At 67.7% G+C, this 20,140-nt stretch carries 21 protein-coding genes; 3 read left to right on the plus strand and 18 right to left on the minus strand.

Translation table 11 applies throughout. From position 1 onward, the window contains the following. Positions 1-6 precede the first annotated feature (6 nt). The 5 genes from ACUDCK_RS20630 to ACUDCK_RS20650 form a co-directional block, all read right to left on the minus strand. Positions 7-1,299: an NAD(P)/FAD-dependent oxidoreductase gene (locus tag ACUDCK_RS20630; RefSeq protein WP_175166566.1), complete on the minus strand. Its 1,293-nt coding sequence runs from the start codon at positions 1,297-1,299 to the stop codon at positions 7-9. Positions 1,300-1,346: 47 nt separating this feature from the next. Then, complete coding sequence (locus ACUDCK_RS20635; RefSeq protein WP_049072792.1) at positions 1,347-2,036, minus strand: amino acid ABC transporter permease; 690 nt, start codon at positions 2,034-2,036, stop codon at positions 1,347-1,349. Between the two features lie 2 nt (positions 2,037-2,038). After that, complete coding sequence (locus tag ACUDCK_RS20640) at positions 2,039-2,731, minus strand: amino acid ABC transporter permease (RefSeq protein WP_054503196.1); 693 nt, start codon at positions 2,729-2,731, stop codon at positions 2,039-2,041. A 37-nt stretch (positions 2,732-2,768) separates the two neighbouring features. Then, positions 2,769-3,560: an ABC transporter substrate-binding protein gene (locus tag ACUDCK_RS20645; protein WP_049072791.1), complete on the minus strand. Its 792-nt coding sequence runs from the start codon at positions 3,558-3,560 to the stop codon at positions 2,769-2,771. A 205-nt stretch (positions 3,561-3,765) separates the two neighbouring features. Then, the gene (locus ACUDCK_RS20650) at positions 3,766-4,521 is read right to left on the minus strand and encodes an amino acid ABC transporter ATP-binding protein (protein ID WP_054503318.1); all 756 of its coding nucleotides are present in this window, start codon (positions 4,519-4,521) and stop codon (positions 3,766-3,768) included. A gap of 127 nt (positions 4,522-4,648) precedes the next feature. Here ACUDCK_RS20650 and amaB point away from each other — a divergent pair, with 127 nt between their 5' ends. Together amaB and ACUDCK_RS20660 are read left to right on the plus strand one after the other, a co-directional pair. Then, positions 4,649-6,151 (plus strand): L-piperidine-6-carboxylate dehydrogenase, encoded by a 1,503-nt coding sequence (gene amaB, locus ACUDCK_RS20655; RefSeq protein WP_054503198.1) that lies wholly within the window; start codon positions 4,649-4,651, stop codon positions 6,149-6,151. A 149-nt stretch (positions 6,152-6,300) separates the two neighbouring features. Next, positions 6,301-7,584, plus strand: a complete 1,284-nt coding sequence (locus tag ACUDCK_RS20660) for a phospholipase A (RefSeq protein WP_064527269.1) — start codon at positions 6,301-6,303, stop codon at positions 7,582-7,584. A gap of 28 nt (positions 7,585-7,612) precedes the next feature. Here ACUDCK_RS20660 and ACUDCK_RS20665 read toward each other — a convergent pair whose 3' ends face one another. Genes ACUDCK_RS20665 through ACUDCK_RS20680 form a run of 4 tightly spaced genes read right to left on the minus strand, consistent with a single transcriptional unit; the run spans position 7,613 to position 11,807 of the window. Further along, entirely contained in the window at positions 7,613-8,548 is a 936-nt protein-coding gene (locus ACUDCK_RS20665) for a dihydrodipicolinate synthase family protein (protein ID WP_175166565.1), read from the minus strand. A gap of 5 nt (positions 8,549-8,553) precedes the next feature. Further along, on the minus strand, positions 8,554-9,726 hold the full coding sequence (locus tag ACUDCK_RS20670; protein ID WP_064527265.1) for an L-rhamnonate dehydratase: 1,173 nt from the start codon (positions 9,724-9,726) through the stop codon (positions 8,554-8,556). A gap of 57 nt (positions 9,727-9,783) precedes the next feature. Then, on the minus strand, positions 9,784-10,824 hold the full coding sequence (locus tag ACUDCK_RS20675; protein WP_054503202.1) for a 4-hydroxythreonine-4-phosphate dehydrogenase PdxA: 1,041 nt from the start codon (positions 10,822-10,824) through the stop codon (positions 9,784-9,786). A gap of 8 nt (positions 10,825-10,832) precedes the next feature. Then, positions 10,833-11,807: a Bug family tripartite tricarboxylate transporter substrate binding protein gene (locus ACUDCK_RS20680; RefSeq protein ID WP_175166564.1), complete on the minus strand. Its 975-nt coding sequence runs from the start codon at positions 11,805-11,807 to the stop codon at positions 10,833-10,835. A gap of 120 nt (positions 11,808-11,927) precedes the next feature. On the opposite strand from ACUDCK_RS20680, the gene ACUDCK_RS20685 reads away from it, so the two are divergent. Next, positions 11,928-12,854: a LysR family transcriptional regulator gene (locus ACUDCK_RS20685; RefSeq protein ID WP_064527261.1), complete on the plus strand. Its 927-nt coding sequence runs from the start codon at positions 11,928-11,930 to the stop codon at positions 12,852-12,854. Positions 12,855-13,272: 418 nt separating this feature from the next. Here the strand turns inward: ACUDCK_RS20685 and ACUDCK_RS20690 are convergent, their stop codons facing one another. The 9 genes from ACUDCK_RS20690 to ACUDCK_RS20730 all read right to left on the minus strand — a co-directional run bounded on the left by ACUDCK_RS20690 (position 13,273) and on the right by ACUDCK_RS20730 (position 20,049). Beyond that, a complete protein-coding gene (locus tag ACUDCK_RS20690) occupies positions 13,273-13,509 on the minus strand; it encodes a hypothetical protein (protein WP_026383281.1) in 237 nt (78 codons plus the stop codon). Positions 13,510-13,528: 19 nt separating this feature from the next. Further along, a complete protein-coding gene (locus tag ACUDCK_RS20695; protein WP_054503205.1) occupies positions 13,529-13,765 on the minus strand; it encodes a FixH family protein in 237 nt (78 codons plus the stop codon). A gap of 22 nt (positions 13,766-13,787) precedes the next feature. Continuing rightward, the gene (gene ccoG / locus ACUDCK_RS20700; protein WP_054503206.1) at positions 13,788-15,278 is read right to left on the minus strand and encodes a cytochrome c oxidase accessory protein CcoG; all 1,491 of its coding nucleotides are present in this window, start codon (positions 15,276-15,278) and stop codon (positions 13,788-13,790) included. Positions 15,279-15,352: 74 nt separating this feature from the next. Then, positions 15,353-16,306: a cytochrome-c oxidase, cbb3-type subunit III gene (gene ccoP / locus ACUDCK_RS20705; protein ID WP_054503207.1), complete on the minus strand. Its 954-nt coding sequence runs from the start codon at positions 16,304-16,306 to the stop codon at positions 15,353-15,355. After that, the gene (locus tag ACUDCK_RS20710) at positions 16,303-16,479 is read right to left on the minus strand and encodes a cbb3-type cytochrome oxidase subunit 3 (protein WP_080977556.1); all 177 of its coding nucleotides are present in this window, start codon (positions 16,477-16,479) and stop codon (positions 16,303-16,305) included. Before ACUDCK_RS20710 ends, ccoP begins: the two co-directional genes overlap by 4 nt. Continuing rightward, positions 16,479-17,207 carry a cytochrome-c oxidase, cbb3-type subunit II gene (gene ccoO, locus ACUDCK_RS20715; RefSeq protein WP_175166563.1) on the minus strand — a complete coding sequence of 243 codons (729 nt, stop codon included), beginning with the start codon at positions 17,205-17,207 and terminating at the stop codon, positions 16,479-16,481. The genes ACUDCK_RS20710 and ccoO overlap by 1 nt, the downstream gene beginning before the upstream one ends. A 10-nt stretch (positions 17,208-17,217) precedes the next feature. Beyond that, positions 17,218-18,705 carry a cytochrome-c oxidase, cbb3-type subunit I gene (ccoN, locus tag ACUDCK_RS20720; RefSeq protein ID WP_116792114.1) on the minus strand — a complete coding sequence of 496 codons (1,488 nt, stop codon included), beginning with the start codon at positions 18,703-18,705 and terminating at the stop codon, positions 17,218-17,220. A 211-nt stretch (positions 18,706-18,916) separates the two neighbouring features. Further along, positions 18,917-19,078: a cbb3-type cytochrome oxidase assembly protein CcoS gene (gene ccoS, locus ACUDCK_RS20725; RefSeq protein WP_006390533.1), complete on the minus strand. Its 162-nt coding sequence runs from the start codon at positions 19,076-19,078 to the stop codon at positions 18,917-18,919. Then, positions 19,075-20,049: a P-type ATPase gene (locus ACUDCK_RS20730; RefSeq protein WP_175166562.1), complete on the minus strand. Its 975-nt coding sequence runs from the start codon at positions 20,047-20,049 to the stop codon at positions 19,075-19,077. The genes ccoS and ACUDCK_RS20730 overlap by 4 nt, the downstream gene beginning before the upstream one ends. Positions 20,050-20,140: the final 91 nt, after the last annotated feature.

The raw sequence follows: 20,140 nt of genomic DNA on the forward strand, positions 1-20,140 counted from the left end.
ACCCTGTCATGCCCGCGACTGCCGCTCCCGCCACCAATCGCGCGCCTGGTAAGACCAATATGTGAGTTGAACCGCCGCCGTGCCCAGCGCCCCGCCGTTCCACGCCAGTCCGAAGGGCTCGAACAGCCGGTAACGCTGGCTGTCACCGGAGATTCCTTCGGCCACGACACGGCCGCCGATGGCGGTGGTGTTCATGCCGTGCCCGCCAAAGGCCGTGCAATACCAGACGTCGGGCGCCAGCCTGCCGATCTGCGGCATCAGGTGCCGCGCGTAGGCCATGCGCCCGGACCACGCGGTCTCGACGCGCAGCCCCTGCAACTGGGGATAGACGCTGAGCAATTCGCGGCGCAGGGACTCGGCCAGGTCGGGCGGATCGTCGACACGGGTGGTGATTCTACTGCCCCAGCCGATGCGTCCGCCTTCCAGTACCCGGTAGTAGTTGCCGGCGCGGCGGTCGTCGCCGATGGCGGCCTGGGTGCGGATGGCTTCGCGCACCCGTTCGCCCAGCGGCTCGGTCAGCATGATGTAGGTGGCGATCGGCAGCATGGCCCGCCGCAACGCCGGCACCACCCCATCGGTATAGCCGCCGGTGGCCAGCACCACGGTGCGCGCGTCGACCTGCCCGGCGGCGGTCCGCAATTGCTTGGCGGCCCCTTCCAGGCGAGCCTGGGTGACCGCGGAATCCTCGTGGATGCGCACCCCCAGCCGCGCGCACTCGCGCGCCAGGGCGCGGGCGTAGTTCAGCGGATGGAAGTGGAACGAGGACAGGTCCTCGATGCCCTGGAAGTAGACGTCGGATACCAGCCGCTCGCGCACCTCGGCGCGGTTCAATAGCCGCACGTCGCGGCCGAAGTCGCGCCACTGGTCCTCGCAATAACGCCGCAGCGCGTCGCTGGCCTCGTAGCGCACCACCCGCAGGCGGCCGTCGACCTTGTGGGCGTCATCGATGCGCAGGTCGCGGATGTTGTCGCGGATGATCTCCACGCCCTCCATCGATAGTCGGTACAGTTGGCGGTAGTGATCCTCGTCGACATGCTTGCGGATGGCGTCGGCGCCGGCCGAGAACGCCGGCGACACCGAGCCGCCGTTGCGGCCCGAAGCGCCCCAGGCGACGCGGCGCCCCTCCAGCAGCGTCACGGCGCGGCCGCGGCGGGCCAGTTCCAGCGCGGTGGTCAGGCCGGCCAGCCCGCCGCCGACGACGCAGACGTCGGTCTCGGCCGCGCCCGCCAGCGGCGGGTAGCAGGTCTGCGCATCGCCCAGCGTGCGCTTGTAATAGGTGTCGATGTACTCGGTAGCCATGGTCGTGGGTCAGGGCCCGTGCGGGACTCTCGTCGGTGTGGGCGGGCCTAGTTCAGCCCGGCGCCCTGCAGCCCGCCGGTCAGGCGCTTCTCCAGCCAGGTGGCCAGGCGCAGCAGCGGGTAGCAGTACAGGAAGTAGATGGCGGCGATCATGCCGTAGATGAACAGCGATTTCGCCGGGAAGGTGATGATGAAGACCTCGCCCTGGCGCGTCAGCTCGGTGATGCCGACCACCGACAGGATGGCGGTGCTCTTGATCAGCATGACGTAGACGCCGCTCATGGGCTGCACGATCAAACGCATGGCCTGCGGCAGGATCACCAGCCTCAGGATCTGCAAGGGCCGCAGGCCCAGCGTCATGGCGCCCTCGGTCTGGCCGCGCGGCACGGCGCGGATGGCGCCGGTGACGATCTCTGCCACATAGCAGGATGTGTAGACCGACAGCGACACGAACGCGGCCGTGCCCGAGTCCCAGTGCAGCAGCTCGATGCCGGTGCTGGGCAGCACGAAATAGAAGATATAGAGCTGCACCAGGAACGGCGTGCCGCGCAGCACGTGGATGTACAGCCCCAGCAGTTGATGCAGGCCACGGATGCGGTAGCTGCGGATCACGCCGATCACGAAGCCCAGCAGCGAGCCGGCAATGATCGCCAGGAACGAGATCTTGAGCGTCTCCCAGAAGCCCTTGAGCAGGAACGGCAGCACGACGCCGGCGGTGGACAGGTAGGAATCCAGCATGCTTACCTCGCGTTCCAGGCCGGACCGGCCAGCCACAGGCTCACGCCCCGCGACAGCATCAGCATCACGGCGTAGATCAGCAGGTAGCCGGCGGCGATGGTCAGGAAGCTCTCGGTCGGCACGATACGGTCGCTGTTCATCTGCACGCCCGCGGCCACCAGTTCGAACACCGTGATCAGCGACAGCAGCGAGGTGTCCTTGATCAACACCGCGGTCTGTCCCAGCAGCGGCGGCAGCGTGTTGGCGAAGGCCTGCGGCAGCACCACGTAGCGCAGGCGCTGGTGGTAGTTCATGCCGCAGGCCTTGGCGCCTTCGATCTGGCCGCGCGGCACCGACTCGATGCCGACGCGGATGATCTCGCTCATGTAGGCGGCGTGGTGCAGCGTCATCGCCAGGATGCCCAGCAGCATCTCGCTCCAGCCCTTGGCGCCGGGCACCAGCATCGGCACGGCGTAATACACCAGGTAGATCTGCACCAGCAGCGGGGTCGAGCGGATGAACTGCACGTAGCCCGCCACCGGCCGCCAGACCGCGGCGCGCGGCGACATGCGCGCCAGCGCCAGCGGCACGCCAGCCAGCACCGACAGCACCAGGCTGGCGCCGGCCGCGATCAGGGTATTGGCCAGGCCGGTGGCGAACTGGCCCGTGTACTGGCTGACGATGCGCCAGTTGTAGTAGTCGATCAGCCAGTCCATGCGGGTCCTGTCGGTCGGTGGTGGCGAAGGCGCGCGATCAGTGGTCTTTCTTCCAGTCGGTCGAATACCAGTACTTGACCTGTTCCGGCAATGTGTTGTCGGCGGTCTTGAGCGTCTGCCAGTTGTCGAGCCAGAACTTCAGGCGGAAGGCATTGGGGCCGACGGCGAAGGCCAGCGGTTCGCGCACCATGATGCCGTCCAGCACCCGCAGGTTGCCGAAGTCCACCAGGAACTGGTTGGCGGTGGACAGGGACATGATGCCGGCGTCCAGGCGGCCGGTGGACAGCGCCTGGCCGACCGGCGCGCTGCCGCCGGAGAATTCCTTGAGGGTGGCCTTGGGCAGCATCTTCTTGCCGACCTCGGCGTAGGTGCTGGCGCCCAGCGCGCCGACGGTCACGCCGTCCTTGTCCAGTTCCGCATACGACTTGTAGGGCGAGTCCTTGGGCACCACGGCCACGGTGTCGGCGTAGAACATGGGCGCCGAGAACAGCACCTGGGCGGCGCGCTGCGGCGTCGGCGTCATGTCGGCGGCCACCATGTCGGCCTTGCCGGACAGCAGCGCCGGGATCAGGCCCTTCCACTCGTAGTCCTGCAGCACCAGCTTGACGCCCAGGTCGTCGGCCATGCGCTTGGCGACTTCGACCGCCAGGCCGGTGCGCTTGCCGCTCTTGTCCATGAAGCTCATCAGCGGGCCGGAGGTCTGCACCGCCACCCGCAGCTCGCCGCGCTTGATGATGTCCGACAGTTCGTCGGCGCGGGCAGGCTGCGCCATCGCGGTAACGGCCAGCGCGACGCCGGCGGCGCCCAGCCATTGTTTGATTTTCAGCATTTGCTTCCCCTTCAAGATGGATGACATGTGTCGTTCCGGGCGTACACCTGGTGCCGGCGGCGCCCGGTCAGGCCGGGCCGGCCCTGCTTGCTGCGTACTGCGATTGCTGCGTGATGCGGATGCGGCGTGCTGCATGAAGCGAAGACTGCGTGATGCGCAAATACGAACGGCCATGCGGGCCGGCGCCGACGGCGCCGCCGGCCCGCTACAGGATCTTTTCCAGGAAAGCCCGGGTACGCGCCTCTTTCGGCTGGCCGAAGACTTCGGCCGGCGTGCCGGACTCGACGACGCGGCCGGCGTCCATGAACAGGGCGCGGTCGCCCACGTCGCGGGCAAAGCCCATCTCGTGCGTCACCACCGCCATGGTCATGCCGTCGCGCGCCAGCGCGCGCATCAATTCCAGGATGCCGCCAACGGTTTCCGGATCGAGCGCCGAGGTGGCTTCGTCGAACAGCATCAGTTTCGGATCCATCGCCAGGGCGCGGGCGATCGCCACGCGCTGCTGCTGGCCGCCGGACAACTGGCTGGGATAGCGCGGGCCGAAGTCGGCCATGCCGACCCGGTCCAGCAGTTCCAGGGCGTAGCGCTCGGCCTGGGCGCGGTCGCGGCCGCGCACCACGCGTTGCGGCAGGGCCACATTGTCGAGCGCGGTGCGATGCTGGAACAGGTTGAAGTGCTGGAACACCATGCCGACCTCGGTGCGCCAGCGGTTGACGTCGGTGGCCGGGTCGGTCAGCGAGACGCCATCGACGCGGATAGTGCCGCTGTCGATGCGCTCCAGCCCGTTGAGGGTGCGCAGGAAGGTGCTCTTGCCCGAGCCCGACGGCCCCACCACCACCAGCACCTCGCCTCGCTCCAGGCGGCAGTCGATGCCCGCCAGCGCCAGATGATCGGGCTGGCCTTCGCGCTGGTAGGTCTTGGTGACCGACTCGACTAGCAGCAGGGGTTCTGACACGCGCATCGCCTTCAAAAAAGGTTTCGCATTTCGCGCTGGAGTTTCGTATAGTAAATTTATTTCCAGAATCGCCACTTAGGCATAACCCTTAAGCGAAGGCTCGCCCCTTCGCCGGCATCTCCAAGGAACCGGTATGGACACGCCCCAAGACATCCTGCGCGCACTCGGCCTCAACCCCGCGACCCTGACCGGCGGCACGCTCGTCGCCCGCAGCCCGATCGACGGCGCCGAGCTGGCCCAGGTCCACGAGCACACGGTGGCGCAGGCCCACGCGGCCATCACCCGCGCCCGCCAGGCCAGCCTGGCCTGGCGCGACGTGCCGGCGCCGCGCCGCGGCGAGCTGCTGCGCCTGTTCGGCGAAGTGCTGCGCCAGCACAAGCGCGAACTGGGCCGCCTGGTCAGCCTGGAAGCCGGCAAGATCCTGGCTGAGGGCGAAGGCGAGGTCCAGGAAATGATCGACATCTGCGACTTCGCCGTGGGCCTGTCGCGCCAGCTTTACGGCCTGACCATCGCTTCCGAGCGCCCCGGCCACCGCATGATGGAAACCTGGCATCCGCTGGGCGTGGTGGGCGTCATCAGCGCGTTCAACTTCCCGGTGGCGGTGTGGTCGTGGAATGCCGCGCTGGCGCTGGTGTGCGGCAACGCGGTGGTCTGGAAGCCGTCGGAAAAGACGCCGTTGACGGCGTTGGCCTGCCAGGCGCTGTTCGCGCAGGCGCTGCAGCGCTTCGGCGACGCGCCGGCCGGCCTGTCGGAAGTGCTGATCGGCGGCCGCGACATCGGCGAGGCGCTGGTGGATTCGCACACCGTGGCGCTGGTGTCGGCCACCGGCTCGACCCGCATGGGCCGCCAGGTGGGTCCGCGCGTGGCGCAACGCTTCGGCCGCGTGCTGCTGGAACTGGGCGGCAACAACGCCATCATCGTCGGCCCCACCGCCGACCTGGACATGGCCGCGCGCGGCATCGTCTTCGGCGCCATCGGCACCGCCGGCCAGCGCTGCACCACCACGCGCCGCCTGATCGTGCACGAAAGCGTGGCCGACGATCTGCTGCAACGCCTGCACAAGGCCTACGCCAGCGCACCCATCGGCAACCCGCTGGACGGCAAGAACCTGGTCGGTCCGCTGATCGACCGCGCCTCGTTCGACGCCATGCAGGCCGCGCTCAAGGCCGCCGGCGAACAGGGCGGCAAGGTCACGGGCGGCGAACGCGTGCTGGCCGACCAGTACCCGGACGCCTGGTACGTGCGCCCCGCCATCGCCGAGATGCCGGGCCAGACCGACGTGGTCTGCCACGAGACCTTCGCGCCGATCCTGTACGTGATGCGCTATAGCGACTTCAACCAGGCGCTGGCGCTGCAGAACGGCGTGCCGCAGGGCCTGTCGTCGGCCATCTTCACCAACGACCTGCGCGAGGCCGAGACCTTCCTGTCGGCCGCGGGGTCCGACTGCGGCATCGCCAACGTCAACATCGGCACCTCGGGCGCCGAGATCGGCGGCGCCTTCGGCGGGGAAAAGGAAACCGGCGGCGGCCGCGAGTCGGGCTCGGACGCCTGGCGCAACTACATGCGCCGCGCCACCAACACCATCAACTACTCGCGCAACCTGCCGCTGGCGCAGGGCATCAAGTTCGGCGAATAGGCCGCAAGGCGGGTGACATGAGGCCCGCGCGTCGCCGGCGATGCGCGGGCCTCGCCCATGTTGCAAGTCCTACATCCGATTAGCCTGGCTTACAAAATGTAGGCCGGGCCGATGCTACATTGCATCGTCACAGATTCCACCCGCCTCCCATGACTTCGTCCCGACGCATCGCCCTTCCCCTGCGCACCCTGACCGCCGCCCTGGCGCTGGGCCTGGCCGGCACCGCCGCCGCCGGCGTGTCCTACCGGCTCGACCGTCCTTCGGCCGCCCCCGGCGACACCGTGACCATCGAAGCGGTGTATTTCAACGAAGGCAATGCCCGCGCCACCTGGGAGGCCCCGCCAGAGCTGGTGCTGCAATGGCGCGGCCAGGACGGCCAGATCGTGCGCAGCCTGGCCAAGCTGCAGGGAGACAAGGCTAATTACAGCGTGCCGGTCAACAATTTCGCGCGGATGGCGTGGACGGCCGTCGTGCCCGCCACGGCGCGCGGCTTGCAGGCGATCGCCATCGAAGGCCAGCCGGCGATGATGGCGCTGGACGCCACCGGCCGCGACAGCGGCACGCTGGCCAGCACGCCCGCGCAAGGCCCCGTGGTCGATCCGCGCACCGGGCAGCCCGTGCCGCCGGCAGTGGTCACCGCGGCCGGCGCGTCGCCCGAGGGCGGACCGGCGCCGGACAGCGTGGCTGTCTCGTCCTACCAGCAATCAGCCTTCGATCATTTCCGCAGCGCGATCTCGGAATACAAGCCGGTGTACTTCGACATCGGCACCCGCGGCCAGACCACCGCGCGCTTCCAGATCAGCGCCAAGTACCGCCTGTTCAGCCCGTCCGGCAACCGCCCGGCGACCTGGGGCGAGAATTTCTACCTGGGCTACACCCAGACCTCGCTGTGGGACCTGCAGGGCGATTCCATGCCCTTCATCGACACCACCTTCAACCCCAGCCTGTTCTGGCTGTCCGACAACATGTGGCAGTCGGCGAACCAGAATTGGCGTCTGGGCATGAACACCGGCGTCGAGCACAACTCCAACGGCAAGGCCGGCGACGACTCGCGCTCGGTCAACGACGCCTACATCCAGCCGCAGTTCAACTACCGCTTCGACGGCGGCAGCACGCTGACCTTCGCGCCCAAGGTCAAGGCCTACTTCGGCGTGGCCAGCGAGAACTCCGACTACGCCGACTATGCCGGCCGCGTGGACTGGAACCTGCGCTGGGCGCAGGACAACGGCGCGGTGGTCTCGGCCATGTACCGCCAGGGCGACCAGCGCCGCCGCACCACCCAGCTCGATTTCGCCTGGCCGCTGCAGCGCACCTGGCTCAACATGAACGGCTACCTGCACCTGCAGTACTTCAACGGCTACGGCGAAACGCTGCTGGGCTACAACCAGCGCAACGAATCGCAGTTCCGCATCGGCTTGTCGCTGGTGCCTTGACGCCCGCGCCCGTCCCCGGCCGGGCGCCTTAGCGCGCCCAGCGCAGCACCAGCGGATCCAGCCGCCGCGCCACGTCCAGCAGGCCCTGCCGCACTTCCGGCCGCATGGCCGGGAACGGATGGCGCGGCGCGTCGCAGGCGATCACGCCGCCGGCCTTCATCAGCGCCTTGGCGGTCAGGATGCCGCCCTGGCGGTTCTCGTAGTTGATGAGCGGCAGCCAGCGCTCATACAGGCGGTAGGCGTCGTCGGCGCGGCCTGCGCGATGCGCCTCGATGATCGGCCGGATGCCGTCGGCGAAACCGCCGCCCGTCATGGAGCCGGTGGCGCCGGCGTCCAGGTCCGGCAGCAGCGTGATGGCCTCTTCGCCATCCCACGGCCCTTCCACCGCCGCGCCGCCCAGCGCGATCAGGTCGCGCAGCTTGCTGGCCGCGCCGGCGGTCTCGATCTTGAAGTACGACACCTGCGCGATCTCGCGCGCCATGCGCGCCAGCAGCGCGGCGGGCAGCGGCGTGCCGGCGACCGGCGCGTCCTGGATCATGATGGGGATGTCGATGGCGTCCGACACCTGCTGGAAGAACCCGACCACCTGCTCCTCGGCAACGCGGATGGTGGCCCCGTGGTACGGCGGCATGATCATCACCATGGCCGCGCCCTGCGCCTGCGCCCGGCGGCTGCGCGCCGCGCACACCCGGGTGCCGTAGTGCGTGGTGGTGACGATCACCGGCACCCGGCCGGCCACGTGCTCCAGCAACGTACGTGTCAGCACCTCGCGCTCGTCGTCCGACAGCGAGAACTGCTCGGAGAAGTTGGCCAGGATGCACAGGCCGTCCACGCCGCTGTCGATCATGAAATCGACGGCGCGCTTCTGGGCCGCCAGGTCCAGCTCGCCCGCTTCGGTGAAGATGGTGGGCACCACCGGAAAGATGCCGCGATAGCGCGGCGCCGGCACAGTCGTCGTGGTCATGGCGCTCACTCGATGATGTTGAAGTCTTTCAGGTATTCGGTCTTCAGGCTCAGGCCCAGGCCCGGCCGGTTGTCGTCCAGGTCGATGAAGCCTTCCCTGGCCACCGGCTCGCCGTCGAAGATGTAGTAGAAGAGTTCATTGCCCACTTCCACGTCGAACATCGGGAAGTACTCGCTCATGGGCGAGGCCAGCGTGCTCATGGTCAGGTGGTAGTTGTGCATCTGGCCGGCGTGCGGGATGACCGGCACGCTGTAGGCTTCGCACAGGGCATTGATCTTGTGGGCGGCGGTGATGCCGCCGACGCGGTTGGTGTCGTACTGCACCACCGACACCGCCTTGCGGTCCAGCAGTTGCTTGAAGCCATACAGCGAGAACTCGTGCTCGCCGCCCGAGATCGGGATCGAGGTGAGCTGGTTCAGTTCGGCATAGCCGTCGATGTCGTCGGCGATGACCGGTTCCTCCAGCCAGCGCGGCTCGAACTTCTCCAGCTTGGGCAGCATGCGCTTGGCGTATTCCAGGTTCCAGCCCATGTAGCATTCGAGCATCAGGTCGGTGTCGTAGCCGATCACCTCGCGCACCGCCTCGACCGACTTCAGGTTCTCCGACACGCCGCGCTGCAGGTGCGCCGGGCCGTAGCCGAAGCGCATCTTGAAGGCGGTGAAGCCCTGGTCCAGGTAGGTCTGGGCCTCTTCCTGCATGGCCTTGAGATCAGTGCGGTAGAGCTTGGAGTAATAGACCGGAATCTTCTCCTTGGTGCGCCCGCCCAGCAGCTTGAAGACCGGCTTGCCGACCGACTTGCCCAGGATGTCCCAGATCGCCAGGTCCACGCCCGAGATCGCCGCCATGGTCACGCCCTTGCGGCCCCAGGCATGGGTGGCGCGGTACATGCGCTGCCACAGGTATTCGTAGTCCCACGGGTCCTGGCCGATCACCAGCGGCGCCAGGTACTGGTCGATGATGGCCTTGGCCACCCGCGGCGCCAGCGCCACGTTGCCCAGCCCGACGATGCCGTCGTCGGTCTCGACCTCGACCACGGTCCAGCCGTGGAAGCGGAAGGTGCTCATGGTTTCCTGCGGCGAATACAGCAGGTCCATGGCGTTGGAGCAGAAGTTGCCTTGCGGCGGCACGGTCTTGCCGGTCCATTCAAAGACGCGCGCGCGGACGGATTTGATCTTCATGGGGATTCCTGCAAAAAAAGGATCGAACGATGCGATGAATCGGAGGGAACTGCCGCCTCAGGCCGCCGCGCGCGCGGCGCGGTGCGACAGGCCCATGCGGCAGGCGATGCGGAAGGCCTGCCAGGTGGCGTCGACGCTGGCGCGTCCCTGGCCGGCGATGTCGTAGGCGGTGCCGTGGGCCGGCGTGGTGATCGGGATCGGCAGGCCGCCCTGCACCGTCACGCCGCGCGAGAAGCCCAGCAGCTTGATCGCGATCTGGCCCTGGTCGTGGTACATGGTGACGATGGCCTGGAACTCGCCCGCCTGCGCCTTCAGGAAGATGGTGTCGGCCGGGAACGGGCCCTGCACCGGCAGCCCTTCCTGGTTCAGTTGGCGCACGGCCGGGGCGATGATGTCGACCTCTTCGCGGCCGCAGGTGCCGCCATCGCCGCCATGCGGATTGAACGCCGCCACCGCCACCCGCGGCGCGGCCACGCCGTTGGCCTGCAGCGACTGGTAGATCAGCCGCGTGGCGGCCTTGATGCCGTCGATGCTGAGCGCGGCGGCGGCGTCCTTGAGCGGAATGTGCGAGGACACGCGCGAGGTCCACAGCTCGCCCAGCGTGTTGAACTCGCAGAAGTAGCCCGTCACGCCCAGGTACTGCGCGAAGTGGTGCAACTCGTCATCGTGGCGCAGCCCGCCCTGCTTCATCGCGTGCTTGTTCAACGGCGCGAAGCAGATGGCGTCGATGTGGCCGGCCAGCGCCGCGTCCATGCAGGCGTTTAGCACCCGCAGCACCGAGGCGCCGCCGGGCGCCTGCGCCTGGCCCAGGTTGACGTCCTCGCGCCGCACGGTATCCATCGCCAGCCACGCCGGCACGCCGGTATCCGGCCTCGTCCGCACGGCGTCGAAGCCGGCCACGGCCCGCGTGGCCACCTGCACCCCGGCCACCCGCTGGCCTTCACGCCACAACCATTCATCGCCCACCAGCACGATGTTGGCCAGTTGCGCCGCCTCGGGCCGCGCCAGCAGGCGCGCGATCAGTTCGGGGCCGATGCCGGCGGGATCGCCCAGCGTCAGGGCGATGACGGGTTTGGCGGCGTTGCGGTCGTTGCTCATGCTGTGCTTCATTCCACGGAGATATGGTTCTTCTTGATGATGCCGGCGTAGCGCTGGTTCTCGGCCTGGTGAAACTGCGAGAATTGCGCCTGGCTCATCGGATTGATGTCGGCGCCGATCGCCTGCAGGCGCGTCTGGGTCTCGGGCATGGCCAATACCGCATTGACCGAGTCATGCACGCGCTGCTGCACCGCCGCCGGCGTGCCGCTGGGCATGTAGATGCCGTACCAGGCGCTCATCTCGACGCCGCTGACGCCGGCCTCGGCCATGGTCGGCACATCGGGCAACTGCGGGTTGCGCCTGGCGCTCAGCACCGCCAGCGCGCGCACCTTGCCGCTCTTGACGTGCGGGATGACGGAGGACGCGGTCTCGAAGGCGATCTGCACCTGGCCGCCCATCAGGTCGACCATGGCCGGGCCGCTGCCGCGATAGGGAATGTGCGTCATCTGCACGCCAGTGGCGTCCTTGAACAGCTCGGCGGCGATGTGCTGGGTGCTGCCCGAGCCGCTGCTGGCGAAGTTGTATTCGCCCGGCTTGCGCTTGAGCAGCGCGATCAGCTCCTGCACCGATTGCGCCGGCAACTGGTTGTTGACCACCAGGATGTTCGGCACCGCGCCCACGAACACCACCGGCGTCAGGTCGCGGTCGTTGTCGTAGCCCAGCTTGAGCAGGTGCGGCGCGATCGCATGCGCGGTGGACACGCCCATCACCATGGTGTGGCCGTCGCTAGACTTGGCCGCCAGGTCCGCCGCCAGCGTGTTGGACGCGCCCGGCTTGTTCTCCACCACCACGGTCTGCTTGAGCATTGGCCCAAGCTTGTCGGCCACGGCGCGCGCCATGGCGTCGGTGCCGCCGCCGGGGGCCGAGCCCACCAGCAGGCGCAGCGGCCGGGTCGGCCAATCGGCGCTCTGCGCCGGGGCGGGTGCGGCGGCGGACAGGCACAGCACGCCCGCCGCCAATGCGGCATAAAGCCGAGTCTTCATGGTTGTCTCCTTGGGGGCTTATGGCCCGTAGCGGGCTTTGTTATGCCTGCATCTTAGAAACAACCGCTGTTTCCGTAAAATGAAACTTTTGCACCAACCGTTCACTACAGGCGATCAATCATGGAACGCGTCCCGAACGTCCCCGCGCTGCTGTCGCGCCTGCGCATGCGGCAGATCGTGCTGCTGCTGGCCATCGAGGAACGCGGCACCCTGCGCGCCGCCGCCGCCCAGCTCAACATGACCCAGTCCGCCGCCAGCAAGATGCTGCACGAACTGGAACTGGCCATCGGCCAGCCGCTGTTCGAACGGGTCGGCCGCGGCCTGGCGCTGACCGCCGCCGGGGAATGCGTGATGGGGTATTTCCGCGGCATGCGCGGCACGGTCTCGTCGCTGGCGCGCGAGCTGGAGGAATTGCGCCTGGGCAGCGCCGGCAAACTTTTCATCGGCAGCATCATGGCCGCCTCGCCGGGCCACCTGACCGACGCCCTGCTGCGCCTGAAACAGACCTATCCGCTACTGGCCGTGGAGATCTCCACCGGCACCAGCGACCTGCTGATCGAACGGCTGAACGAGGGCAAACTCGACGTCGTCATCGGCCGCATGCTGACCCTGTCCGAACGCCATTACGTCTTCCGCCCCATCGGCGACGAGGCCCTGTCCGTCATCGCCGCCGTCGACCACCCCCTGACCCGCCGCAAGCGCATCAGCTTCGACGCGCTGCAGGCCTACCCCTGGATCCTGCAACCCCACGGCAGCCCCATGCGCGACGTCCTGGAACAGGAATTCCGCGCCCACGACACCGCCCTGCCCAAGGGCCTGATCGAATCGGCCTCGATCCTCACCACCACCAACCTGGCCATGAAGTCCGACATGCTCGGCGTCATCCCCGACTCCGTCGCCAGCCGCTACGCCCGCCACGGCCTGCTCGCGATCATCCCCTACCAACTCCAGCACACCCTGACCGCCTTCGGCAGCATCATCCCCAAGGACCGCCCGCTAAGCGCGCCGGCCAGGCACTTCGTGGACCTGCTGCACGACACGGAATAAAGACGCAAGACACCCAGGGCAAATACAACCTTCCCCCGGCGCAGCCCCATCAGCCGCCAACACCCCAACACCGCCCCGACGCAACACACCGCGTAAGCCCCAAAAGGCCGCCCGCGCGGCCGACCTGGGGCGGGCCCCGCAAACCTCTCCATGCCCCCACCGTCCTGACAACGCGACGCTCCAAGACGCTCGCAGCCCCTCGCGGCGGGCGAGTCGGTGGCGGGCAACCTCGATGCGCCCGAGGGAATCCGTAGGAGTCGCCGAAGGCGAGGACGAGGATGACAACGGGGCAGTCCGGAGCGAACGCTCCGGACCGCAATCGTGGGCGCCCGCCACCGACTCGCCCGCCGCGAGGGGCGACCTACGAAGCGCGCCCACAACAACGCCCCCCACGAAGCCCCCCAGAAAAAGAACCGACCTAAAGATCCGGATCCTCCTCCACCTTAGGCATCAAATAAGCCGTCAACGCACTCGACGCCCCCGCCATCCCCCAAAGCAAAAAGAACGACACCGTATAAAACCCCACCCGCCCCGTCGGCACATACCCGAACACCGCCACGTCCAACGGATCGATCAGCGCAAAGACAATCGCGCTGCCCACGGCCGCCGCCAGGAACGACGGCCACAGTATCCACATCAGCGATCTCAACCCCATGCCGCGCCTCCGGGAATCGTCAACGAACGCCGATCGCGGGCGGCGGCGTCGGCACCGTGTCCGCCGGCTCGATCACCAGGCCGCGCTTGACCACGCCTTCCTGGATCGGCTGATTGGCGAACTGCGTATAGGCCAGGTAGATCGTGATGGCGCAACCGATCACCGCCAGGAACGGCCCCGCCATCAGGAACCAGGGCCAGAATTCGCGGTACCAGGGTTTCACCGGCATCGGCGCGGCTACATGGGCAGTATTCATCGTCGGCATCCTTTATTCGGAATCACTCGGGGACATAAAAACTCGCGGCTTCATCGGTCTCGACCGGCCGGTTCTCCTGATCGTGGGCGCGGGCCCGCAGCGTGATCGGGTGGGCGCCCGGCTCGGCGCCGGCCGGGGCGCGGATCACCATCGGCACCAGCTTGTTGGCCGCCGGCTCCACGTCCACCACGTCCGACTCGCTTTGCCCGGCGCGCACCGCCAGCCCAGGCATGCCGTCGGCCGACAGCCGCAGCCGCAGCGGCGAATCCGAGGTATTGATGATCTGCAGCCGGTACACGTTCTCGATCATGCCGCCCGCCACCTCTCGACCCAGCGCGCCGCGATCGCGGATCACGTCCACCCGCAGCGGGTTGCGCATCGCCAGCGAGGTCACGAACGCCACCGCCAGCACCAGGATCAGCGAGCCGTAGATCAGCACCCGCGGCCGCAACAGGTGCGAGCGCGCGCTTTGCGTCGACAGCCCGTCCAGCATGGCGCGCTCGGACGTGTAGCGGATCAGCCCGGACGGATACTGCATCTTGTCCATCACCTGTTCGCAGGCATCGATACAGGCGCCGCAGCCGATGCACATGTATTGCAGGCCCTCGCGGATGTCGATGCCGGTCGGACAGACCTGCACGCACAGGCTGCAATCGACGCAGTCGCCCAGCCCCGCGGCCTTGTGGTCGACCTTGCGCGAACGGCCGCCGCGCGGATCGCCGCGGCGCTTGTCGTAGGTCACGACGAAGGTATCGGGATCGACCATCACGCTCTGGAAGCGCGCGTACGGGCACATGTACTTGCACACCGACTCGCGCATGAAGCCGGCATTGCCCCAGGTGGCGAAGCCGTAGAACACCATCCAGAACCACTGCCACGGCCCGAGCTGCAGCGTGAACAGCTCGTGGCCCAGCTCGCGGATCGGCGCGAAGTAGCCGATGAAGGTGGAGCCCGTCCACCAGGCCAGCGCGATCCACAGGAAGTGCTTGGTGACCTTCAGGCGCGCCTTGCGCCAGGTCCAGGGCGATTCATCGAGCCGGATGCGGGCGACGCGGTCGCCTTCGACCTTGCGCTCGATCCACATGAAGATCTCGGTGTAGACCGTCTGCGGACAGGCGTAGCCGCAGAACAGCCGCCCCGCCACCGCGGTGAACAGGAACAGCGCCAGCGCCGAGATCACCAGCAGCACCGCCAGGTAGACCACGTCCTGCGGCCACAGCACCAGGCCGAACAGGTAGAACTTGCGCGCGCCCAGGTCGAACAGCACCGCCTGGCGGCCGTTCCATTGCAGCCACGGCAGGCCGTAGAAGATCAGTTGGGTGAGGAAGACGAAGGCGATGCGCCAGCGCGCGAAGATGCCGCTGACCGAGCGCGGATAGATCTTGCCGCGCACGTCGGCCAGGGTCTGCTCCAGCGTTTCCTGGCCCGGACGCGGCGGCCGCACGTGCGGCCGCCAGGGTGGCGGGTCGCCGCCAGGCGGACTGCTGACGCTTGCGGTTGACCCATCATCCATGTGCTGCTCCGTGCGGTAAGTCCATGCGATATGGGGGCTGCCGTCGCGGCGCGCCCCCACCTATGTGGCGATGCCTAGTTGGCCGAGGCGGCGGCCGAGGCCGGTTGCGGTTGCGCGTCCGGCTTGTTCGACAGGCCCCAGACCCATGCCGTCAGGATCTTGATCTGTTCCGGGGTCAGGATGTCGCCGTGCGCCGGCATGCGGTTTTCGCGCCCATCCAGGATGGTCTTGACGATGGTGGCTTCCGAACTGCCATAGAGCCAGACGTCATCGGTAAGGTTGGGCGCGCCCAGCGCCTGGTTGCCCTTGCCGTCGACACCGTGACAGGCCACGCAGAAATTGGCGAACTCGCGCTTGCCGCGGAACACCCGGACCGGGTCGGCCGTCAGGCCCGACAGCGAACGCACGTACTGCGCGATGTCGCCGGCGGTCTTGGGGTCGATGGCGGCTTTCCAGGGCGGCATCACGCCGATGCGGCCATGGGTGATGGTCTGCATGATGGCCTCGGGCGAGCCGCCGTGCAGCCAGTCGCTGTCGGTCAGGTTGGGGAAGCTGGGGCCGCCCTTGGCGTCCGAACCATGGCACTGCGAGCAGGTGTTCAGGAACAGGCGCTGGCCGATTTCACGGGCGCCCGGATCCGCGGCGATCTGCGGCACCGTCATGGTCTCGAAACGCGCGTAGATCGGGCGCACGGCCTCGGCCATTTTTGCCTGTTGCTGCGCCACCTCGTTGGCGCTGCTGTAGCCCAATTGGCCCTTGTACGAACCCAGGCCCGGCATGAAGAACAGGTAGCCCAGCGCGAAGGCGCAGGCCAGCAGGTACATCCAGGTCCACCAGCCGGGCACCGGGTTGTTCAGTTCGGTGAGGTCGCCGTCCCAGACGTGGCCCGTGTCCTCGACCTGGCCGTTGGCCGGCTTGGTTTTGAGCCAGCGGCGCTGCGTGTACAGCAGCCACACACACCACACCACGCCGCCCACGGCGACGATCGAGATGAAATACCCCCAGAAGCCATTGACGAAATCGCTCATGACCGATCCGCTCCATCTTGTTGTGCCGGCCCGAACTCATCGGGCAGCGCGAACGGCAGCATGGCCGATTCGCTGTTGGCATGCTGGCGGCCGCGCGAGCAGGCCCACCAGACGATGCCGAAAAAGGTTGCCATCGAAATGGCGGTGACGATTGCGCTCAGCAAAGCCATGATCAACCTCCCGACGCCGCGGGTTGCGTAGCGGCGGGCGCCGGCTGCGCGGCCTTGCGGGCTTCTTCGGCCTTCTTGGCTTCTTCCGCCTTTTTGGCCTGCTGCGCCTTGCGCACGCCCACGCCCAGCCCCTGCAGGTAGGCCACCAGCGCGTCCTCTTCGGTCTTGCCCTCGATGGCCTTGGGCGCCGCGGCGATCTCCTCGTCGGTGTAGGGCACGCCCAGGGCGCGCAGCGCGCGCATGCGCTGCTCGACGTTCTGGCCGGTGATCACGGTCTTTTCCAGCCACGGATAGGCCGGCATGTTGGATTCCGGCACCACCTGGCGCGGATTGCGCAGGTGGATGCGGTGCCAGTCGTCGGAATAACGCTCGCCCACGCGCGCCAGATCCGGGCCGGTGCGCTTGGATCCCCACAGGAAGGGATGGTCGAACACCGACTCCGAGGCCAGCGAGTACGAGCCGTAGCGCTGCACTTCGGCGGCCAGCAGGCGCACCTGCTGCGAGTGGCAGCCGACACAGCCTTCGCGGATGTAGACGTCGCGCCCCATCAGGCGCAGCGGGCTGTAGGGTTCGACCCCCGCCACCGGCTGCGTGGTGCTGTGCTGGAAAAACAGCGGCACGATCTGCACCAGGCCGGCGAAGGACACCACCAGGATGCTGGCGATGATCATCCAGCCGATGTTCTTCTCGAGTGTCTGGTGAGAGAAAAAGCCTTGTTGCTTGTTGGCCATGATGTCCTCGTCAAACGGTGGCCGGCGCGGGCGCGGCGACAGCCGGCGCGCGGGCGGTGTGGGGATCGTCCTGCGGGATGGCGGGGTTGACCGCCTGCGCGCCGCGCACCGTCTTCCACACGTTCCAGGCCATGACCAGCACGCCCGACAGGAACAGCGCCCCGCCCAGCAGACGGATCAGGTAGTACGGCACCCGCGTCTTGAGTTCCTCGACGAAGCTGTAGACCAGCGTGCCGTCGGCGGCGGTGTCGCGCCACATCAGGCCCTGCTGCACCCCGGCGATCCACATCGCGGCGATGTACAGCACCACGCCGATGGTGGCGATCCAGAAGTGCAGCTCGATGGCCTTGACGCTGTACATCTTCTCGCGGCCATACAGGCGCGGGATCAGGTAGTAGAGCGAGCCGAACGAGATCATCGCGACCCAGCCCAGCGCGCCGGAGTGCACGTGGCCGATGGTCCAGTCGGTGTAGTGCGACAGGGCGTTCACGGTGCGGATCGACATCATCGAGCCTTCGAACGTGGCCATGCCGTAGAACGACAGCGCCGTCACCATGAACTTCAGGATCGGATCGGTGCGCAGCTTGTACCAGGCGCCCTGCAGCGTCATGATGCCGTTGATCATGCCGCCCCACGACGGCGCCAGCAGGATCAGCGAGAACGTCATGCCCAGCGACTGGGTCCAGTCGGGCAGCGAGGTGTACAGCAGGTGGTGCGGACCGGCCCACATGTAGGTGAAGGCCAGCGCCCAGAAGTGGACGATGGACAGGCGGTACGAATAGATCGGACGGCCGGCCTGCTTGGGCACGAAGTAATACATCATGCCCAGGAAGCTGGTGGTCAGGAAGAAGCCGACCGCGTTGTGGCCGTACCACCACTGCACCATGGCGTCCTGCACGCCGGCGTAGGCCGAGTAGGACTTCCACAGCGTCACCGGCATCTCGATGTTGTTGAAGATGTGCAGGATGGCGATGGTGAGGATGTACGAGCCGAAGAACCAGTTGGCCACGTAGATGTGCTTGGAGCGGCGCTTGATGATGGTGCCGAAGAACACGATGGCATAGGCCACCCAGACCAGCGTGATCAGGATGTCGATGGGCCATTCGAGTTCGGCGTATTCCTTGCTGCTGGTGTAGCCCAGCGGCAGGGTGATGGCGGCGGCCACGATGACCGCCTGCCAGCCCCAGAACGTGAACGCGGCCAGCTTGTCACAGAAAATGCGGGTCTGACAGGTGCGCTGGACCACGTAGTACGAGGTCGCGAACAGCGCGCTGCCGCCGAAGGCGAAGATCACGGCGTTGGTGTGCAGCGGACGCAGGCGGCCGTAGCTGAGCCAGGCGGTGTCGAAATTCAACTGAGGCCAAATCAGCTGCGCGGCGAGAAAAACGCCCACAGCCATGCCGACGATGCCCCAGACCACGGTCATGAGCGCGAACTGCCTCACGATCCTGTAGTTGAAGGTGTCGGCCTTGCTTGCGATTGCGGCGCAATCGTTCATCACCCTTCCCCCAAAACAAAAAGAAACAAGTAGCTCCAGGTTTCAATGATGGGGGGTCGCGGGTAAACCGGGGTTGATGTGCGTCAAACCCCATTGCTCGCGCAGGGGAACCCGCGGCGCGGCGGCAACGTCGCTGGCGCGGACGCCGGCCAAGGCCGGGCGGGCGGCCAGCGAATGGCCGCCGCGAGACGCCTGGGGAGATCGCGCGATCCTAGCCGCGCGAGGCCGGCCCGCTATCGTCGTCGCGCAGGATGGCGGTGCCGGCGTTGTCAGTGTCGTCGTATTGGCCGTTGAACACGGCCCACCACAGCGACACGCCGATCGCCAGCACGAACAGCAGCGACAGGGGCAGCAACAGGTAGAGGATGGTCATGGCGCGGCTTCCAGCGCGCCGTCGGGCGCCGGGCTGCCGGACCAGTCGCGGCGCGACAGCCGCCACGAGTTGTAGGCCACCGCCAGCGACGACAGCAGCATGGTGATGGCCGCCAGCCAGGGCGTGACCCAGCCGACCAGCGCCAGCGGCGTCATCAACAGGTGCCAGGCCAGCGAGCCATACAGGTTCTGGCGCGCCTTGCGTTGCGCCTCGGCCAGCAGCGCGTCCAGCGCCGCGTCGGGCATGGACGGATGCGCCGCCAGCGCCGCATGGGCCGACGCCATGGCGGTGGGCACCGCCATCGACATGGCACAGGGACAGCTCATCACCAGCAGCGCCACCATCACCGGGATACTGTGGGCCGGGTCGATCCAGGCCCAGACCGCCGCCGCGCCCAGCGCCAGCGCCACCTGCGCCATGACGAAGCGCGAGGCCAGCCGGTCGGCGCCGGCGCCCAGCAGTTGGCGTTGCACCTCGACCCGGGCGTGGCGCTGGCCGCCGGCGCTGCCGCCGAACGACTGGCGCGCGCACAGTTCCAGGTAGCGCGCCGTCAGCAGGAAGGCCACGAACATGGTGACCGAATCGAAATAGACCTCGCCGTGACCGGTGTAGGTGGCATGCACGCTGGGAATGAAGGCGGCGACGATGCCCAGCGCCACCGGCACGTCCATGCCGGCGCGGCCCTGGCGCAGGTTGGCGCCGGCGTGGCGCCAGATCGGCCAGGCCGAATACAGCACCACCGGCACCGTCAGGGCCAGGCTGGCCCAGTTCATCAGCACGATGGCCCAGTCGAGCGTATCAAGGGCGTCCTTGGGTATGCCCTCGTGGCGCAGGTAGCCGGGCCAGGCGAACATCATCACCTGCATCATCGCCAGCCACGCCAGCGACAGGCGCACCAGCGCATGCCGGCGCTGCTGGCGCTCGGCGTCGGACAGGGATGGCGGGACGGCGAAGATGGATTTTGCTCGCATGCGCCGATGCTACCCAGCGCCGCCGGCGCTCGCCTTGACCTGGATCAAGGCACGCCGGGCGATTTGCCCGGGCACGGCGCGCGGCGGCCTT

The organism is Achromobacter sp. CF-sbj1-Ac2-l, assembly GCF_052698165.1.

What these genes read in the sequence shown, in the direction of transcription:
- ACUDCK_RS20690 (WP_026383281.1), bottom strand. Translation starts at nt 13,509, where the DNA reads ATGGGGTTGAGATCGCTGATGTGGATACTGTGGCCGTCGTTCCTGGCG.
- ACUDCK_RS20640 (WP_054503196.1), bottom strand. Translation starts at nt 2,731, where the DNA reads ATGGACTGGCTGATCGACTACTACAACTGGCGCATCGTCAGCCAGTAC.
- ACUDCK_RS20685 (WP_064527261.1), top strand. Translation starts at nt 11,928, where the DNA reads ATGGAACGCGTCCCGAACGTCCCCGCGCTGCTGTCGCGCCTGCGCATG.
- ACUDCK_RS20730 (WP_175166562.1), bottom strand. Translation starts at nt 20,049, where the DNA reads ATGCGAGCAAAATCCATCTTCGCCGTCCCGCCATCCCTGTCCGACGCC.
- ACUDCK_RS20670 (WP_064527265.1), bottom strand. Translation starts at nt 9,726, where the DNA reads ATGAAGATCAAATCCGTCCGCGCGCGCGTCTTTGAATGGACCGGCAAG.
- ACUDCK_RS20645 (WP_049072791.1), bottom strand. Translation starts at nt 3,560, where the DNA reads ATGCTGAAAATCAAACAATGGCTGGGCGCCGCCGGCGTCGCGCTGGCC.
- ACUDCK_RS20635 (WP_049072792.1), bottom strand. Translation starts at nt 2,036, where the DNA reads ATGCTGGATTCCTACCTGTCCACCGCCGGCGTCGTGCTGCCGTTCCTG.
- ccoG (WP_054503206.1), bottom strand. Translation starts at nt 15,278, where the DNA reads ATGGATGATGGGTCAACCGCAAGCGTCAGCAGTCCGCCTGGCGGCGAC.
- ccoP (WP_054503207.1), bottom strand. Translation starts at nt 16,306, where the DNA reads ATGAGCGATTTCGTCAATGGCTTCTGGGGGTATTTCATCTCGATCGTC.
- ACUDCK_RS20695 (WP_054503205.1), bottom strand. Translation starts at nt 13,765, where the DNA reads ATGAATACTGCCCATGTAGCCGCGCCGATGCCGGTGAAACCCTGGTAC.
- ACUDCK_RS20660 (WP_064527269.1), top strand. Translation starts at nt 6,301, where the DNA reads ATGACTTCGTCCCGACGCATCGCCCTTCCCCTGCGCACCCTGACCGCC.
- amaB (WP_054503198.1), top strand. Translation starts at nt 4,649, where the DNA reads ATGGACACGCCCCAAGACATCCTGCGCGCACTCGGCCTCAACCCCGCG.
- ACUDCK_RS20630 (WP_175166566.1), bottom strand. Translation starts at nt 1,299, where the DNA reads ATGGCTACCGAGTACATCGACACCTATTACAAGCGCACGCTGGGCGAT.
- ACUDCK_RS20665 (WP_175166565.1), bottom strand. Translation starts at nt 8,548, where the DNA reads ATGACCACGACGACTGTGCCGGCGCCGCGCTATCGCGGCATCTTTCCG.
- ccoN (WP_116792114.1), bottom strand. Translation starts at nt 18,705, where the DNA reads ATGAACGATTGCGCCGCAATCGCAAGCAAGGCCGACACCTTCAACTAC.
- ACUDCK_RS20650 (WP_054503318.1), bottom strand. Translation starts at nt 4,521, where the DNA reads ATGCGCGTGTCAGAACCCCTGCTGCTAGTCGAGTCGGTCACCAAGACC.
- ACUDCK_RS20680 (WP_175166564.1), bottom strand. Translation starts at nt 11,807, where the DNA reads ATGAAGACTCGGCTTTATGCCGCATTGGCGGCGGGCGTGCTGTGCCTG.
- ACUDCK_RS20675 (WP_054503202.1), bottom strand. Translation starts at nt 10,824, where the DNA reads ATGAGCAACGACCGCAACGCCGCCAAACCCGTCATCGCCCTGACGCTG.
- ccoS (WP_006390533.1), bottom strand. Translation starts at nt 19,078, where the DNA reads ATGACCATCCTCTACCTGTTGCTGCCCCTGTCGCTGCTGTTCGTGCTG.
- ccoO (WP_175166563.1), bottom strand. Translation starts at nt 17,207, where the DNA reads ATGGCCAACAAGCAACAAGGCTTTTTCTCTCACCAGACACTCGAGAAG.